Below are 15,684 nucleotides of genomic sequence, written 5' to 3'. Positions count from 1 at the left end.
GTCAGGCCGTGTGAATGAAGCGGTACGGGCCCCGTCGCAGGGGCCCACCGCAATGACAACCACTCCCATGGGTTGGGAGTGCCGACGCAGATTCCAACAATAATTACAAAAGGAGAAGCGCTGATGAATGTCAGTCGCAGAGTGTCTCGCAACAAGTCGATGACCCTGGCCCTGTTGCCCCTCGCGGTGATGGCGGCGGGCTGCTCGACGGCGGTGCAGGCGTTCACCTTCACCACCGAAGACTGGAACGGCTACTGGGATAACACGGTGACCTACAACCTGGGCTTTCGTGCCCGTGACGTCGACAACAAGATCGGTAACAACCCGGCCTTCGACGAATCGGAATACAAGTTCAAGGACCGCGGCGATGTGGTGACCAACCGCTTCAACCTGCTCACCGAACTGGGCGGCACCTACCGCGATCATCTTTCGCTGCGGGTGTCGGCCCAGGGCTGGCACGACTTCGCCTATGACGACGATGTCGAGGGCAACCCCGGCGAATATGCGCCGGGCATGCCGTACTCGGCGTTGGCGGCCTATCCGTCGGGCAAGTACCGCAGCGGCGTCAAGCATGCCTATGTCACCGGCGGTCGCCTGCTGGATGCCTTTGTGCAGTACTCCGACACCTTTGCCGGACACTCCACCACCGCTCGTTTGGGCCGCAACACCCAGTACTGGGGCAACGGCCTGTTTTTCCCGTTCCAGAGTATTTCCTACTCCCAGGGCGCGCTGGACGGCATCGCCGGTGCCGCCTCGCCGGGCACCCCGGCCAAGGCATTGTTCATCCCGCGTAACCAGGTCAACCTCAGCACCCAGCTGACCTCCGAATTCTCCCTGGGCTTCCAGTACTTTCTTGACCGCGCCGAGAACATCCTGCCCCAGGGCGGCACCTACCTGGCGCCGAGCGATTTCCTGTTCACCGGTCAGGACAGCATGCTCGGCATCGCCCGCGGCTCCAGCCGGCGCAATGACAAGATCAACGATAACTTCGGCATCAACGCATCCTGGCAGGTCACCCCGGAAACCACCCTCGGCTTCTACTTCCGCCGGCTCGACGAGGTACAGCCCTGGGCGCCGCTGCTGAAGATCAACGACAACGGTGACCCGAACTACTTCCTCTCCTACAACTCGGGCGTGAAGCTCTACGGCATCAGCCTCGATGCTCCCTTGGGCAACAGCAGCCTGGGCATGGAACTGTCGTACCGCGACGGCACGGCGCTGAACAGCGCGCCGGGCTTCGTTTCCGACGACCCGGACCGTGGCGCCACCGGCAACGTCGCCAACCTGATCGCCAACGTCATGGTGCCGCTGGGCAGCACGCCGCTATACGAGACCGGAACGTTCATCGCCGAGCTGGCCCACACCCGGGTGATGTCGGTGGATTCGCGCAATAAGGGTCTCTACAACGGCGAGGGCTATGACGGCTGCGGCGGCGGCAAGTGGGACGGCTGCTCGACCCGCAACGCCACCGCGCTGGCCTTGTCCTTCACCCCCGAGTGGATCCAGGTAGCACCCGGCCTGAACCTGAGCATGCCGAGCAGCGTCACCGTCGGCCTCAAGGGCAACGCCGGCGTTCTCGGCGGTACGGCTCAGGGTTCCTACAAGTTCTCGGTAGGCGTAGCCGCGACCTACCTGTCCAAGCACACCCTGAAAGTCGAGTACATCGGCAGCCGCGCCCGCACCACCGGCACGACCTACACCCCATCGGGACTGCCGATCTACGAGGGCGGCAACGGCGCGTACATGCTCAACGACCGTGACTGGGTGTCCATCACCGCGCAGACGGTGTTTTAACTTCAGCAACGCGCATGTGGTTTTTTGGCCCTCCGGCTCCGAGGGCCCTTTTTTCCGCATGAATGATGAGGAGCGTCGGTCCCGCGTCGTCGGGATCGAAGTCCGCAAAAGCAATAACAAGAAGGACCCGATTATGTGGCGTTGGACCTGCACCCAAGAACACCGCCGGCGGTTCGCCGGACCCGGCAGCGCCGTCCTGATGCTTGGCTTGCTGCTGTCACTGGCCGGCCAGGCCGCGGCCCAGGGCTTCGCCGATCCGCTGGAAACGCCGGCCCCGCGCTACGCCGACGGGCTTGCCGGGCTGCCGATCCAGGCCCTGGCCAATACCGGCGAGGCGTTGCTGGCGGTAGGACTGCGCGGGGTGATCCTGCGTAGCGAGGATGCCGGCCGGCACTGGCAACAGATGCCGGTGCCGCTGAGTTCCGACCTGCTGGATGTGTCGTTCGTCTCGCCGCAACACGGCTGGGTCGTCGGCCAGGACGGGGTGATTCTCGCCAGCGAGGATGGCGGGCGCACCTGGACCCGGCAGTTCGACGGGCGCCAGGCCCTGGAGCAGTTGAGCCGCTATTACCAGGACGACACCGCGCTGGAACCACAGGCCCGTGATGCTTACCTGGACCAGTTGCGCACCAACCTGCAGGCCGGGCCGGTGCTGCCGTTCTTCAGCGTGCGCTTCGTCGACGACCGTCATGGCTTCGCTGTTGGTCCGTTCGGCATGTTCGTCGCCAGCGATGACGGCGGCCAGCATTGGCGGCCGGCGCTGCACCAGATCGACAACCCGGATTTCCTCCACTTGAACGCCATCGCCCAGGTCGGCGAGCACCTGTTCATCACTTCCGAGCAGGGCATCGTGTTCAAGGCCGACCGCAGCGGCGCGCATTTTCGCCCGGTGAGCACCGGCCATGTCGGCTCGTTCTTCAGCCTTGCCGGCCACGGCGATGTGCTGCTGGCCGGCGGCCTGGGCGGCGTGCTCTACGCCAGCCACGACCAGGGCGAAAGCTGGCACGCACTGAAGTCGCCGCTGACCCAACTGGTTTCACGTATCGAGTTCGACCTGCGAGCGCAGCGCTTCACCGCGATCACCGCCGGCGGCGAAGTGCTTGAACTGAGCGCCGATTTTAGCCGTTCCAGCCTGCGCCAGAGCGCCGCGCCGATGCTCTACACCGACGTGCTGAGCCTGCCGGGGCAGGTGATCTACGCCGGAATCCAGGGCCTGCGCCCGGACAGCGCCGAGCCCGTCCAACCGTCCCGAGGGGAGCAGTAATGGTGGATATGTCACGCCACACCAGCATGCCGGTAGTCGCGCGCATCGAGCAGTTCGATGCCCGCAGCGGCGACCTCGCCGAACGCATCATCTTCAATTCGCGGATCGTGGTGATCCTGCTGTCCCTGCTGGCGACCGTGCTGCTGGGCTGGCAGGCGAGCAAGCTGACCGTGGGCGCCAACTTCAACCAGATGGTGCCGCAGTCGCACCCCTTCATCGAAAACTACTTTGCCAACGCCGACTCCCTCGGCGGCCTCGGCAACGCCGTGCGCATCGTGGTGGAGAACAAGCAGGGCGACATCTACGACGCCGAGTACCTCGAAGTGCTCAAGCGCATCAATGACCAGGTGTACCTGCTGCCGGGGGTTGACCGCGCGTTCGTCAAGTCGCTGTGGATGCCGGCGGTGCGCTGGACCGAGGTCACCGACCAAGGCTTCGTCGGCGGCCCGGTGATGCCCGAGGATTACAGTGCTTCTGCGGCGTCCCTGGCCCTGCTCAAGCGCAATGTCGTTCGTGGCAATTTGAGCGGCAGCCTGGTGGCCACCAACGGCCGTTCGAGCATGCTCTTCGTGCCACTGCTGGAGCGTTTCGCCGACAGTGGCGAGCCGGTGGATTCGGCCGGCTTCGCCAAGCGCCTGGAGAGCATTCGCCAGTTCGAGAGCGACAAGATCGGCATCCATGTGGTGGGCTTCCCGCAACTGGTCGGCGACCTGGTGGCGGGCCTCGGCAAGGTCATGGTGTTCTTCGTCTTCGCCGCGCTGATCGCCATGGCGATCATCTTCGTCTACACCCGCTGCGCCCGCAGTACCTTGCTGGTCACGGTGTGCTCGGTGATGGCGGTGTCCTGGCAACTGGGCATCTTCCACCTGATGGGCTACGTCATCGATCCGTATTCGATCCTGGTGCCGTTCCTGGTCTTCGCCATCGGCATTTCCCACGGCGCGCAGAAGATGAACGGGGTGATGCAGGACATTGGCCGCGGCACCCATCGCTATGTTGCCGCGCGCTATACCTTCCGCCGCCTGTTCCTCGCCGGGCTGACCGCGTTGCTGGCCGACGTGGTGGGCTTCGCGGTGCTGGTGATGATCGACATCCCGATGATCCAGGGCCTGGCCATTGCCGCCAGCATCGGCGTTGGCGTATTGATCTTCACCAACCTGATCCTGCTGCCGGTGTTGCTGTCCTATACCGGCGTGTCGCCTCGGGCGGCGCAGCGCAGCCTGCGGGAAGAGCAGGGCGGCAACCGCCTGGAGTTCCTGGTCGCGCTGACCCGGCCGCGTCCGGCTGCGCTGATGGTTGGCGCCTCCGTGGTGCTGGCGTTGGTGGGCTACCTGGCGAGCTTGAACATGCAGGTCGGCGACCTCGATCCGGGCGCCCCGGAGCTGCGCGCCGATTCGCGCTACAACCAGGACAACGCCTTCATTACCGGCAATTTCGGCCTGTCCAGCGACCAGTTCGCGGTAATCGTCAAGACCCCTACGGGGCAGATCAACAGCTTCCAGACCCTGCTGGAAATGGACCGCCTCGAAGAGCGCCTGCGCCGTCTGCCGGGTGTGCAGACCACGGTGTCCATGGGCAGCCTGACCCGGCTGTTCACCGCCGGCAACTCGGAGAACAACCCGAAATGGCTGAGCATCCCGCGGGACGCGCTGATGACCACCAACGCCACGTCGCAGATCGCCGTGACCTACCCGGACCTGGTCAACGGCGATTACACCGTGGCCCCGGTGATCGTCTACCTCGCCGACCACAAGGCGCAGACCCTGGAGGCGGTGGTCGCCCTGGTGCAGGACTTCGCCCGCGAGCACGACAGCGCCGACCGGCAGTTCCTGCTGGCCGCCGGCAGCGCCGGGATCGAGGCGGCGACCAATGACATGGTGCGCCATTCCCACTACCGGCTGATCGGCTGGGTCTACCTGGCGGTGATCGTGCTCTGCTTCATCACCTTCCGCTCGTGGCGGGCGGTGCTGGTGGCGGTGATCCCGCTGGCTATCACCACCATCCTCTGCGAGGCATTGATGGTCTGGCTGGGCATCGGCCTGAAGGTCGCCACGCTGCCGGTGATGGCGCTGGGCGTGGGTATCGGCGTGGACTACGCGCTGTACCTGCTGAGCGTGCAACTGGGCAACATGCGCCGCGGCCTGCCGCTGGCCGAGGCCTACCGCAATGCGCTGAATTTCACCGGCAAGGTGGTGGCGCTGATCGGCATCACCCTGGCGGTGTCGGTGGTGACCTGGGTGTGGTCGCCAATCAAATTCCAGGCCGACATGGGCTGGCTGCTGACCTTCATGTTCGTCTGGAACATGGTCGGCGCCCTGGCCCTGATTCCGGCGCTCTCGTATTTCCTGCTGAACCGGCAGTTCCAGGATTCCGCGTCCCGCCTGGCGGGGCAGGAACCGGTGGATGAGCACGCCATCCACGCCCCCCGACAACAGGCGTCAGTGCGCGACAAGGCACAGGCGCTGGTTGCTCCGCTTCCCGAGGTTCGTTAGTACCCGCCCACGTTCAGTGATGCCTGCGTTTTGAATAATAAAAATCGAGACAGGAGAACAACAATGAAGACCCCCGATATCCGCAAACACACCCTGGCTGCCCTCAGCCTGGCCGTGTCCCTGGTGTTCGCCGCGGCCCCGGCCCTGGCCGAGGAGCTGACTCCGTTTGGCGCCATCAAAGGCGCCAATGCCGACGGCAGCATCCCGGCCTACACCGGCGGCCTGACCCAGCCGCCAGCCGGTTACACCGGCAACGGCAATTACATCGATCCCTATGCCGCCGACAAGCCGCTGTACAGCATCACCAAGCAGAACCTGGCGCAGTACGCCGACAGCCTGACCCCGGGCACGCGCTTTCTGTTCGAGCGTTTTCCGGATTACCGCATCGACGTCTACCCGACCCGGCGCAGCATGCACTGGCCGGATGCGGTGCTGAAGAGCACCGTCGAGCACGCCGGCCAGGCGAAGCTGGCGGGAGAGGTCGAGGGCGACCGCATCGACAACTCGTTTGCCGGGATTCCGTTCCCGCAGCCAAAGACCGGCACCGAGGCGCTGTGGAACCGCTACTTTACCTACATCCCGTACCTGGAGCTGACCGCCGCCTCGTACATGGTCGACTCCCGCGGCAATGTTTCGCTGCTGCCTGAGGGCACCATGCACAAGGCCAACGTGATCTACGAGCCGAAGCTGCAGAACAGCGACAACACCGGCATCACCGACATGGCCAACATCGTCTCCTCGGCGCCCGCCAACGTTGCCGGCTACGCGCAACTGCGCAAGGAACGCCTGGACTACGGCTCCAGCGGCACCCTGGCGTGGTTCTACGATCCGGGCCAGCGTCGCGTGCGTGTGGCGCCGAACTACACCTACGACATTCCGGCGTCGAGCCAGGGCGGGGTGCTGTTCTATGACGAAGTGTTCCTCTTCTCCGGGCGCATGGACCGCTTCAACTACAAGCTGGTGGGCCGCGAGGAAATGGTCCTGCCGTACAACAGCTACAAGCTGCTGCAATCCAACTACAAGGATGTGCTCGGACCAAAATTCCTCAATCCCGATGCCATCCGCTGGGAGAAGCACCGCGTCTGGGTGATCGAGGCCGAGCTCAAGGACGGCGCCCGTCACGCTTACCAGAAACGCCGCTACTTCCTCGACGAAGACTCCTGGGTGGTACTGGCCACCGAAGGCTACGATCATGCCGGGCAGATTCACCGCGTCGGCTATACCTATCCGGTGTTCGAGTACACCGGGTTGGGCGGCGTGTCCAACGGCAGCCATGGTTTCTACGATTTCAACCGTGGCAGCTACGCGGTGATCTGGATGGGCAAGACCTCCGGCAAGCCGGCCGACGTGAAGTTCTTCAGTGAGGTCAAGCGTCCGGAGATGTTCACCCCGCGCGGCATTGCCGGTACATCCACCCGCTGAGTGCTTCAAAACCCGGCGTGCCGCTGGCCGCCGGGACTGACAAGAACAAGACCGCCTCTGCATTTCATGAGGCACCGTGAGGATTACAAAGATGTCCGGGACGCTTATCGAGACGTTCAACTGGTGGGCGGTGGAGCGCGCCGACGTGCCTGCGCTGGTGGTTGGCGACGAGCACGTCAGTTACGCCCAGCTCAAGGCCTGGGCCGGCTCGGCCGCGCAGTGGCTGGTGGCCCAGGGTGTGGAGCCCGGTGACCGGGTCGGGATCATGGCGGCCAACTCGCTGCAATGGATCATCCTCAGCCAGGCGGCGATGCTGGCCGGGGCGATTCTCGCGCCGGTCAACCCGCGTTTCACTTTCAGCGAGGCGTCTTATCTGCTGCTGGAGCGTTACCGGGTCAAGGCGATTTTCCATGACGCCGAGCGCGCCGACGTGGCACGCAAGATGGCCGACCAGGTGCCGGGTTGCGGGGTGTTCGACCTGGCGGAAATGGACCGGCTGCGGGATGTTCCGTTCGACCCTGAAATCGCTCTGCCAGAGGGAGCCCTGGACGCTGATCTGGTGATCATTCCCACCAGCGGCTCCACCGGGCGGCCCAAGGGCGTGGTGCTGTCGCATCGTTCCATGGCCGGCTACATCGCCGACTCCTGCCTGGCCCGGCCCGGCGCCTTCAGCGAGCCGCGGGTGTTGCTGTTCGCGCCGCTGTGCACCTCCGCCGGCTACGTGGTGCTGACCCAGTATCTGGCTTATGGCGGCACGGTCTATCTGGAGCAGGCGTTCGACGCCGAGCGGGCGATCGACAAGATCGTCAGCCAGCGCATCACCACCATGATGGGCACGCCGATCTTCTTCGAACGCATGGCGGCGTGCGACAGCTTCCGCGATGCCGACCTGAGCAGCCTCTATTACTGCCTGGTGGGTGGTTCGCGGGTATCCCGCGCCTTGCTCGATGCCTGGCTGGGCAAGGGCGTCCTGCTGCGCCAGCTCTACGGCCAGACCGAAGTGGGCGGGCAGGCTACCTTCAACACCGACCAGGCCTCCATCAGCCACCCGGAGAAATGCGGGCGCGGCTCGATGTACACGCGTATCGCGGTGATCGACCTGCAAGGCAGCTTCGTGCCGCCGAATACGCCGGGGCAAATCGTGGTCAAGGGCCCGGGGGTGATGGTGCGCTACTGGGAAGACCCGGAAGCCACTGCCAGCACCCTGGTGGATGGCTGGGTGCGCACCGGCGACCTGGGCATGCTCGACGAGGACGGGCTGCTGACCATGCTCGACCGGATCAAGGACATCATCATTTCCGGTGGCCTGAATATTTCTGCGGCGGAAGTGGAACGGGTCATCTCCGAGTATCCGGGGGTGCACGAAGTGGCGGTAATCGCTGCCCGCGACGACACCTTCGGCGAGACTCCGCTGGCGATCATCCATGGCCCGGCGCCGGGTGATATCCCTGAACTGCTGCTGCATTGCAGCACCCACCTGAGCAGCTACAAGGTGCCGCGCTATATGGTCTGCACCAGCGAACCGCTGCCGCGGCTGGCTTCGGGCAAGATCGCCAAGCCGAGCTTGCGTGAAGAGTATGCGGAGGCGCACCTGAGGTTGAGTCGGGTGCGCTGAGGTTGTTTTTGGGCCGCTTTGCGGCCCTTCGCGAGCAAGCTCGCTCCCACCGGTTCTCAGCAGACACTGTGGGAGCGAGCTTGCTCGCGAAGGGCTGCAAAGCAGCCCCGATGATCCCTGTCATGAGGACACTGCCAATGATCACCCTGTACCACAGCAAGGATTCCCGCTCACTGCGTTGCCTCTGGTTGCTGCAAGAACTCGGTCTGCCGCATCAGGTGGAGTGGGTGGCCTTTCCGCCGCAGTTGAAACAGCCCGAGTACCTTCAAATCAACCCCAACGGCACGGTGCCGTACCTGATCGATGGCGAGAACGCGCTGCGCGAGTCTGCCGCTATCCTGCTCTATCTGGCCAACCGCTATGGCCACGGCAACTGTGTGGTCCCCGTGGACTCGCCGTTTTACGCCGCCATGCTCGACTGGCTGTTCTACGGCGAGACCGCCCTGGCCGGGTCGCTCTCCGCGGCGCTGCGCTACGCCATGTTCCTGCCGCGCCCGCAGCGCAATGAAGTGGTCGCGCAGGACTACCGGGAAATGATGGTGCAACGCCTCGATGCCCTGGACCGGGCGCTTGCGCAGGGCCCGTACCTGTGCGGCGACACTTTCACCATCGCCGATATCTCGGTGGGCTACGGCCTGCTGCTGGGCGAATTGTTGGGGCTGGCGCCGCGTTACCCGCAGCGTATCGCCGACTACCTCGCACGCCTGAAAGACCGCCCGGCGTTTCTCAAGGCCCGCGGCCTCGCCAACTGAGTGAAGCCTGGCGGCTCGCGCCGCCAGGCTCCCGCCTCACCACTGCAACGGCAGTTCCAGCAAGGCCAGCGCGTAGCCCATGCGGTATTTCGGCACGCTGCCCGGCACCACACTGAAGCTCGGCACACGCTTGAGCCATTCCTCGGCCAGGATGCGCATCTCTGCGCGGGCCAGGAAGTGCCCCAGGCACAGGTGGGCTCCGGTGGAGAAGGTCAGTGCTTCCTTCTTCGGCCGGTCGATATCGAAGCGGTGCGGGTCTGCGTTCTTGCGCTCATCGCGGCCGGAAATCGGCAGCAGGCAGAGCACCATGTCGCCTTTCCTGAACTGCATGCCGAAGCGCTCGCAATCCTTCAGCACCATGCGCGGCGTACTGATGATGCCGAAGCAACGCAGGCCCTCGTCGACGAAGGACGGGATCAGCGCCGGATCGGCCGCCAGCCGGGCCTGCAACGCGCTGTCGCCGGCCAGTTGACGGAAGGTGAAGGCGGTGGCGTTGGCCACCGTGTCCATGCCGCCGAGGAACAGCAGGAAGCACATGTTCTGGATCTCGTCGAGGCGGATCGGCCGGCCGTCGATCTGCACGGTCAACAAGTGGCTGATCAGATCCTCGCCGGGAGCCGCGCGTTTGGCCTCGATCAACTCGGTCATGATGCCGACGATCTGCCCGCCCAGATCATGCAGTTCCGCCTGCACGTTGGTGGCGAAGAAACGGTCGGAGAGGGTGCGGAACTCCCGCAGCCGCTCCAGCGGCATGCCCATCAACTCCATGAAGATCGACACCGGAAAGGCCGAGGAAATGCTGTCGGCAAAATCGCAGTGCCCCTGGTCCTGCACCTCATCGATCAGGCGGTTGGCCCAGTAGCGGATCTTCTCTTCCAGCGCCTTGACGTTCTTCGGCGAGAAATGCGGCATCAGTGCCTGGCGATAGGGCAGGTTGGCCGGTGGATCGAGGCTCAGCGGAATGAACACCGGCGGGTTCTCGATACGCGGGATCTGCTGCTCGGACGCGGAGAAATGCTCGGGATCGCGCACCACCTCACTGATCTCGTCATACCGCGTGACGACCCAGTGGCCGCCGTTACGCAGGGTGTAGAACACCGCCGGCGCCTCGCCGTGCAGGCGCCGGGCATAGGTTTCGTGGAGGTTTTCGGTGGGGTGGTCGGTGCCCGTGACGTTGAACATGTCGAAGTCATACAGGTGCTCGGGAGCGACGTGGTCCGGACGGGGTGAGACGGTCATTGCGTGTTCCTCGGTTTTTGTTATGTGAGGTTGTTTTTAACTAATTAAATTAGTTTATAGGTCGTAATCCGACGCCATTTCATGACGTCCTCCGGCAAGTGTCCGCTGCGTTGTCTCAGCGCTGCAGCCGTGGCACCTCCAGTTCGAGGCCGTCGAGGGCTTCGGTCAGGCGGATCTGGCAGCTCAGGCGCGTGTTGGGGCGGGGCTCCGGCACGCATTCGAGCATGTCGCGTTCCATTTCGGTTTGTTCTGGAAGCCTCGCCTGGAAAGGCTCGGGCACGATCACGTGGCAAGTGCCGCAGACCAGGTTGCCGCCGCAATCGGCAAGGATGCCGTCGACGCCGTGGGCCACGGCCACTTCCATCAGCGTCGGCCCCGGGGCGGTCTGGATGTCATGCCGGCTGCCGTCGGGCGTGATGAATGTCAGGTTGATCATCGGTGCAGGTCCTCATTGTTTTCATTGTGGGTTGACCCTGGAAAAATATCTAAATAGATTAGATAAATGTCCCGGGGCCTGTGTCAACCGTTCCGGCGTGTGCCAACAACAATAAAAACGAGTGAGTACCATGGCTGAATTCGATTACATCATCGTCGGCGCCGGCGCGGCCGGTTGTGTATTGGCCCATCGGCTGTCCGCCGATTCGCGGGTCAGCGTGGCCCTGCTGGAGGCGGGCGGGCGCGACAACAGCTATTTCGTCAAGATGCCCAAGGGCCTGGCCAAGGTCATGCAGGACGCCAGTTGCACCTGGCTGTATCCCGCCGAACCGGAGGAGGGCAACGCCTTCATCGGTGATATCTGGGCGCGCGGCCGGCTGATGGGCGGTTCCAGCAGCATCAACGGCATGATGTACGTGCGCGGCCAGCCGGCGGATTTCGACGAGATCGCCGCGCAGTCCAGCGACGACTGGGCCTGGGCTCATATCGGCGAAGCCTATCGGGCTTTGGAATCCCACGAACTGGGCGCCGGCCCGACCCGGGGTGACCAGGGCCCGCTGCGCCTGAGCCTGGCCGACCGGCGCAATGCCCTGACCGAAGCCGTGCTGCAAGCCGGTGTCAGCATGGACCTGCCGCGCAAGGGCGACGTCAACCAGCCCGACGATCAGCCGGCGGTCGGCTATTCCTCGCGGACCATCTGGAAGGGCCAGCGCCAGAGCGCATCACGGGCGTTTATCGAGCCGGTGCGCGGGCGCCCCAACCTGACCATCATCAGCGACACCACCGTCGACCGCGTGCTGTTCGACGGCCAACAGGCGGTGGCCGTCGAACTGGCGTCCGGCGGCAGCATCAGCGGCACCTTGCGTGCCCGTCGGGAAATCATCCTTGCCTGCGGCGCCATGGCTTCACCGGGAATTCTCCAGCGCTCCGGCGTCGGGCCGGGTCATCTGTTGCGCGATCTTGGCATCGAGGTGGTCTGCGACAACCCCGAGGTCGGCCAGAACCTGCTGGAACACCGCGCCCTGTTGCCTCAGTGGCGCTTGCGCCAGCCGCTCTCCGACAACTGCGAATACACCGGCCTGCGTCTGCTGAAAAACACCCTGCAATACGTGCTCCGGCACAGCGGCCCGATGTCGTCGGCAGCCTATGAAATGGGCCTGTGGCTGAAATCCGATGCGAACCAGCTGCGCCCGGACATCCAGTTCCTCGTCGCGCCGTTCACCTTTGACTACAGCACCCACCGCCAGACCCTGGAGAAGCATCCGGGGCTGGGCATGGTCGCCTATCCGCTGCGCCCGACGTCGAAGGGCCAGGTGAACATCCGCAGCCGCGACCCGCACCAGTTGCCGGAGCTGAAACCCAACTACCGCACCACCGAGCACGACCGTGCGCTGATGATCCGCACGCTGCAACTGGCCCGCGAGTTCGCCGCGCAATCGCCATTGGCGCCCTACATTGCCGAAGAAACCTTCCCCGGCCCGCAGTGTGTCAGCGACGAGCAGATCCTTGCCGCCTACGACCAGCACGGCAGTTGCGGCTACCACGCCGTCGGCACGTGCCGGATGGGCAAGGATGACGCTTCGGTGGTCGATCCGGCGCTGCGCGTGCGCGGTGTCAGCGGCCTGCGAGTGGTCGACGCCTCGATCTTCCCGCAGATCCCGTCGGGCAACACCAACGGCCCGACCATGGCCATGGCCTGGCGCGCAGCTGACCTGATCCTGCGCAACGCGGCCAACTAAGGGAGAGCACACCGATGGACCTGTCCCTGACCACCGAGCAGCGCCTGCTGCAGGACACCCTTGAACGTTGCGTGCGCGACTATCGCCACGGCCCCACCTCAACTGCCGGCCTGGCCTGGGCTGTACCTCAGGGCCAGGAACTGTGGCGCCGACTGATCGGCGAGCTGGGCCTCGGTCTGCTGGTGCCGAAGGCGGGCGGCGAGCCGCTGCATGTGGAGCACGCGCTGGTGCTGGAAGTGTTCGGCCGGCATTTGCTGCGCGAGCCGTTTCTCGAATCCGTGGTCGTGGCGGGGCACCTGCTGGCGGCCCTGGGCGGCGAGCGGGCTGAAACCTTGCTGGATGAAATTAGCGCCGCCGAAGCCATCGCTGTACTGGCGTGGGCCGAGCCGCAATCGAGTCATGACTTCGCCGATCTTGCCCTGCTCGCAAGCCGTGACAACAACGGCTGGACCCTCGACGGACGCAAGTGCCTGGTGCGCAGCGCCGCCTGCGCCAGTCATTTCCTGGTGGTGGCGCGGACTTCCGGCCGTCCTGGCGACGCGCAGGGGTTGTCGCTGTTCCTGTTGCCGAAGGACACGCCAGGGCTCAGCCTGAATGAATACCCCTGCGTCGATGGCGGCCACGCCGCCGACCTGCAACTGGATCGGGTCAGGCTCGATGCGTCGGCGCTGCTGGGCGAGGAGGGCGCAGTGTTTTCTCACCTGGAGCGCCTGCGCGACATCGCCGTCGCCGGTGCCTGCGCCCAGGCCCGCGGCCTGCTCGGCGAAATGCTCGAACAGACCCGCGCCCATGTCGGCCAGCGTCGCCAGTTCGGTCAGTCGCTGGCGGGTTTCCAGGTGGTCCAGCACCGCCTGGTGGACATGTATTTGCACGTGCTCAAAGCCGGCTCGGCCTCGTTGTTGGCGACCCCCAGCCTCGACACGCCCGGCAGTGGCCAGGCGGCCTCGGCGGCCCAGGTGGTCATGGCCTCGGCCTGCCGCTTTGTCGGCCAGTCAGCCGTGCAGTTGCACGGCGGCATGGGCATGAGCAATGAAATCGCGATCAGTCACTACTTTCGCCGCGCCACCGCTCTGGAGCGGGAGTTCGGCAGTCGTGACTTTCATTTGGTCCGATACAACGCTCTCCAGCCTCTGGCGCCCTGATAGAATCGCGCATCGTCGATGACCGGCAACCGCGCCGGCTCCCCACTCAAACCACGGCGCCCGCACGAAGCAGGCGCTGACGGCTCTCACAGGAATGATTCTCTTGGGTAGACCTTCAAAACCGATCATCTCGAAGGAACTGGCGGTACGTGCCGCGCTGGAAGTCGTGGACGACAAAGGCATCGACGGGCTGACCCTGCAACTGGTGGCGCGCAAGCTCGGTGTGCAGGCGCCGTCGCTGTATTACCACTTCAAGGGCAAGTCGGAGATGCTCGAAGAAGTGGCGCGGATGATCCAGGTCGACGCAATCATTCCCAACCTGCGCACCACCGGCAATTGGCGCGATGCGTTGATCGAGCTGGCCGTGGCGGTGCGTGCGTCGATCCTCCGGCACCCCAAGGCGGCGCCGCTGCTGCTGCAGTTCTTCCCCCGCCACCTGATGCTCAAGTACTACGATTTCTGGGCCACCCGCTACGACATCCCCGCCGAGCGCAAGATGCTGGTCATCGAAGGCGTCGAAAAACTCACCTATGGCTCGGCCCTGATTGGCGCCATGAGCCGTGCCGGTGGTGTGCCGCCGATGCCCGAGTTCGACCAGACCGAATACCCGGCGCTGGCCGAGGCGGTCAATGCCAATCAGCTTGATGACGATGCAATGTTTGTCGAGACGCTGCGGGTGTTTCTCTACGCGTTCTAGCTCCGCAGATTCGTCGTAACCGACGATACCCGCCCCCCCGCTGATGCCGGACCATGGCCATCGACCGATTGTTCAGGTGGATGGCCACAGGCATGAATACACGAATCACGAAACTCTTGGGCATCAGCTACCCGATCATCCAGGGCGGCATGATGTGGGTCGGCCGCGCCGAGCTGGCGGCGGCAGTTTCCAATGCTGGCGGCCTGGGGATCATCACCGCGCTGACCCAGCCAGACCCACAGGCACTGGCCGAAGAGATCGCCCGCTGCCGCACCCTCACGTCGCGCCCGTTCGGGGTCAACCTGACGCTCCTGCCGTCGATTAATCCGCCGCCCTACGAGGCTTACCTGGACGTCATCATCGAGTCCGGGGTGAAGGTGTTGGAAACTGCCGGCAACAACCCCCGCGAGTTCATCGCCAAGGCCAAACAGGCCGGGCTGGTGGTGATCCACAAATGCGTGGCGGTGCGCCATGCGCTGTCCGCCGAGCGCAATGGCGTCGACGCGGTGTCCATCGATGGCTTCGAATGCGCCGGCCACCCCGGTGAAGACGATATCTCCGGCCTGGTGCTGATCCCCGCTGCCGCGCGGCGGCTGTCGATTCCGGTGATCGCCTCTGGCGGCATCGCCGACGGCCATGGCCTGGCTGCCGCCCTGGCTCTGGGCGCGGAGGGCGTGAACATGGGCACGCGCTTCTGCGCCACCCAGGAAGCGCCGATCCACCCGTCCATCAAGCAGGCGCTGCTGGCCGCCGACGAGCGCGACACCCGCCTGATCTTCCGCAGCCTGCGCAACACCGCGCGAGTGCTGCGCAATGCCATTTCCGAAGAAGTGGTGAGCCTTGAGCGCCGCGAGGGCGGGGTGACCTTCGAGGACATCCGCCCGCTGGTGGCCGGTGCCCGTGGACGTGCGGCACTGGAGTCGGGGCAGGTGGACGACGGGGTGATCACCGCCGGCCAGTGCGTCGGCCTGATCGATGACATTCCCACCTGCGCCGAGCTGATCGAGCGCATGGTCGCCGAGGCCCGCGAGCAAGTGCGACGCGTGGCCGGCCAGTTCGACGCCTGACCCGAAAAACAACAACAAGAGGGGCT

At 64.8% G+C, this 15,684-nt stretch carries 12 protein-coding genes; 10 read left to right on the top strand and 2 right to left on the bottom strand.

Annotation, left to right across the window (positions count from 1 at the left end; translation table 11 throughout):
- Positions 1 to 123 precede the first annotated feature (123 nt).
- The 6 genes from HWV67_RS07510 (at position 124) to HWV67_RS07485 (ending at position 9,339) form a co-directional block, all read left to right on the top strand.
- Positions 124 to 1,794 (top strand): DUF1302 domain-containing protein, encoded by a 1,671-nt coding sequence (locus HWV67_RS07510; RefSeq protein ID WP_175650619.1) that lies wholly within the window; start codon positions 124 to 126, stop codon positions 1,792 to 1,794.
- A 133-nt stretch (positions 1,795 to 1,927) separates the two neighbouring features.
- Complete coding sequence (locus HWV67_RS07505) at positions 1,928 to 3,058, top strand: WD40/YVTN/BNR-like repeat-containing protein (protein WP_175650618.1); 1,131 nt, start codon at positions 1,928 to 1,930, stop codon at positions 3,056 to 3,058.
- Complete coding sequence (locus HWV67_RS07500; RefSeq protein WP_371929275.1) at positions 3,058 to 5,550, top strand: efflux RND transporter permease subunit; 2,493 nt, start codon at positions 3,058 to 3,060, stop codon at positions 5,548 to 5,550. Before HWV67_RS07505 ends, HWV67_RS07500 begins: the two co-directional genes overlap by 1 nt.
- Before the next feature lie 63 nt (positions 5,551 to 5,613).
- Positions 5,614 to 6,972, top strand: coding sequence for a DUF1329 domain-containing protein (locus tag HWV67_RS07495; protein ID WP_175650616.1), 1,359 nt, complete (start codon positions 5,614 to 5,616; stop codon positions 6,970 to 6,972).
- A gap of 91 nt (positions 6,973 to 7,063) precedes the next feature.
- Positions 7,064 to 8,587 carry a class I adenylate-forming enzyme family protein gene (locus HWV67_RS07490; protein WP_175650614.1) on the top strand — a complete coding sequence of 508 codons (1,524 nt, stop codon included), beginning with the start codon at positions 7,064 to 7,066 and terminating at the stop codon, positions 8,585 to 8,587.
- Positions 8,588 to 8,724: 137 nt separating this feature from the next.
- Positions 8,725 to 9,339 (top strand): glutathione S-transferase family protein, encoded by a 615-nt coding sequence (locus HWV67_RS07485; RefSeq protein WP_175650613.1) that lies wholly within the window; start codon positions 8,725 to 8,727, stop codon positions 9,337 to 9,339.
- 36 nt (positions 9,340 to 9,375) lie between these two features.
- On the opposite strand, the gene HWV67_RS07480 is transcribed toward HWV67_RS07485, so the two are convergent.
- Both HWV67_RS07480 and HWV67_RS07475 read right to left on the bottom strand, forming a co-directional pair.
- Complete coding sequence (locus HWV67_RS07480; protein WP_175650612.1) at positions 9,376 to 10,578, bottom strand: cytochrome P450; 1,203 nt, start codon at positions 10,576 to 10,578, stop codon at positions 9,376 to 9,378.
- A 115-nt stretch (positions 10,579 to 10,693) separates the two neighbouring features.
- The gene (locus HWV67_RS07475) at positions 10,694 to 11,014 is read right to left on the bottom strand and encodes a 2Fe-2S iron-sulfur cluster-binding protein (RefSeq protein WP_175650611.1); all 321 of its coding nucleotides are present in this window, start codon (positions 11,012 to 11,014) and stop codon (positions 10,694 to 10,696) included.
- A 130-nt stretch (positions 11,015 to 11,144) separates the two neighbouring features.
- Here HWV67_RS07475 and HWV67_RS07470 point away from each other — a divergent pair, with 130 nt between their 5' ends.
- The 4 genes from HWV67_RS07470 (at position 11,145) to HWV67_RS07455 (ending at position 15,658) form a co-directional block, all read left to right on the top strand.
- A complete protein-coding gene (locus HWV67_RS07470) occupies positions 11,145 to 12,752 on the top strand; it encodes a GMC family oxidoreductase (RefSeq protein ID WP_175650610.1) in 1,608 nt (535 codons plus the stop codon).
- 14 nt (positions 12,753 to 12,766) lie between these two features.
- Positions 12,767 to 13,894, top strand: a complete 1,128-nt coding sequence (locus tag HWV67_RS07465) for an acyl-CoA dehydrogenase family protein (RefSeq protein WP_175650609.1) — start codon at positions 12,767 to 12,769, stop codon at positions 13,892 to 13,894.
- Between the two features lie 103 nt (positions 13,895 to 13,997).
- Positions 13,998 to 14,591 carry a TetR/AcrR family transcriptional regulator gene (locus tag HWV67_RS07460; protein ID WP_175650608.1) on the top strand — a complete coding sequence of 198 codons (594 nt, stop codon included), beginning with the start codon at positions 13,998 to 14,000 and terminating at the stop codon, positions 14,589 to 14,591.
- A gap of 92 nt (positions 14,592 to 14,683) precedes the next feature.
- Complete coding sequence (locus tag HWV67_RS07455) at positions 14,684 to 15,658, top strand: NAD(P)H-dependent flavin oxidoreductase (protein WP_175650607.1); 975 nt, start codon at positions 14,684 to 14,686, stop codon at positions 15,656 to 15,658.
- Positions 15,659 to 15,684: the final 26 nt, after the last annotated feature.

It is taken from the genome of Pseudomonas sp. Marseille-P9899 (assembly GCF_903166565.1).
Lineage (GTDB): Bacteria > Pseudomonadota > Gammaproteobacteria > Pseudomonadales > Pseudomonadaceae > Aquipseudomonas > Aquipseudomonas huaxiensis.
This window is presented reverse-complemented; position numbering and strand designations above follow the sequence as displayed.

Excerpts from the sequence above, each read along its gene's own strand:
- HWV67_RS07510 (WP_175650619.1), top strand. The coding sequence starts at position 124 with ATGAATGTCAGTCGCAGAGTGTCTCGCAACAAGTCGATGACCCTGGCC.
- HWV67_RS07505 (WP_175650618.1), top strand. The coding sequence starts at position 1,928 with ATGTGGCGTTGGACCTGCACCCAAGAACACCGCCGGCGGTTCGCCGGA.
- HWV67_RS07500 (WP_371929275.1), top strand. The coding sequence starts at position 3,058 with ATGGTGGATATGTCACGCCACACCAGCATGCCGGTAGTCGCGCGCATC.
- HWV67_RS07495 (WP_175650616.1), top strand. The coding sequence starts at position 5,614 with ATGAAGACCCCCGATATCCGCAAACACACCCTGGCTGCCCTCAGCCTG.
- HWV67_RS07490 (WP_175650614.1), top strand. The coding sequence starts at position 7,064 with ATGTCCGGGACGCTTATCGAGACGTTCAACTGGTGGGCGGTGGAGCGC.
- HWV67_RS07485 (WP_175650613.1), top strand. The coding sequence starts at position 8,725 with ATGATCACCCTGTACCACAGCAAGGATTCCCGCTCACTGCGTTGCCTC.
- HWV67_RS07480 (WP_175650612.1), bottom strand. The coding sequence starts at position 10,578 with ATGACCGTCTCACCCCGTCCGGACCACGTCGCTCCCGAGCACCTGTAT.
- HWV67_RS07475 (WP_175650611.1), bottom strand. The coding sequence starts at position 11,014 with ATGATCAACCTGACATTCATCACGCCCGACGGCAGCCGGCATGACATC.
- HWV67_RS07470 (WP_175650610.1), top strand. The coding sequence starts at position 11,145 with ATGGCTGAATTCGATTACATCATCGTCGGCGCCGGCGCGGCCGGTTGT.
- HWV67_RS07465 (WP_175650609.1), top strand. The coding sequence starts at position 12,767 with ATGGACCTGTCCCTGACCACCGAGCAGCGCCTGCTGCAGGACACCCTT.
- HWV67_RS07455 (WP_175650607.1), top strand. The coding sequence starts at position 14,684 with ATGAATACACGAATCACGAAACTCTTGGGCATCAGCTACCCGATCATC.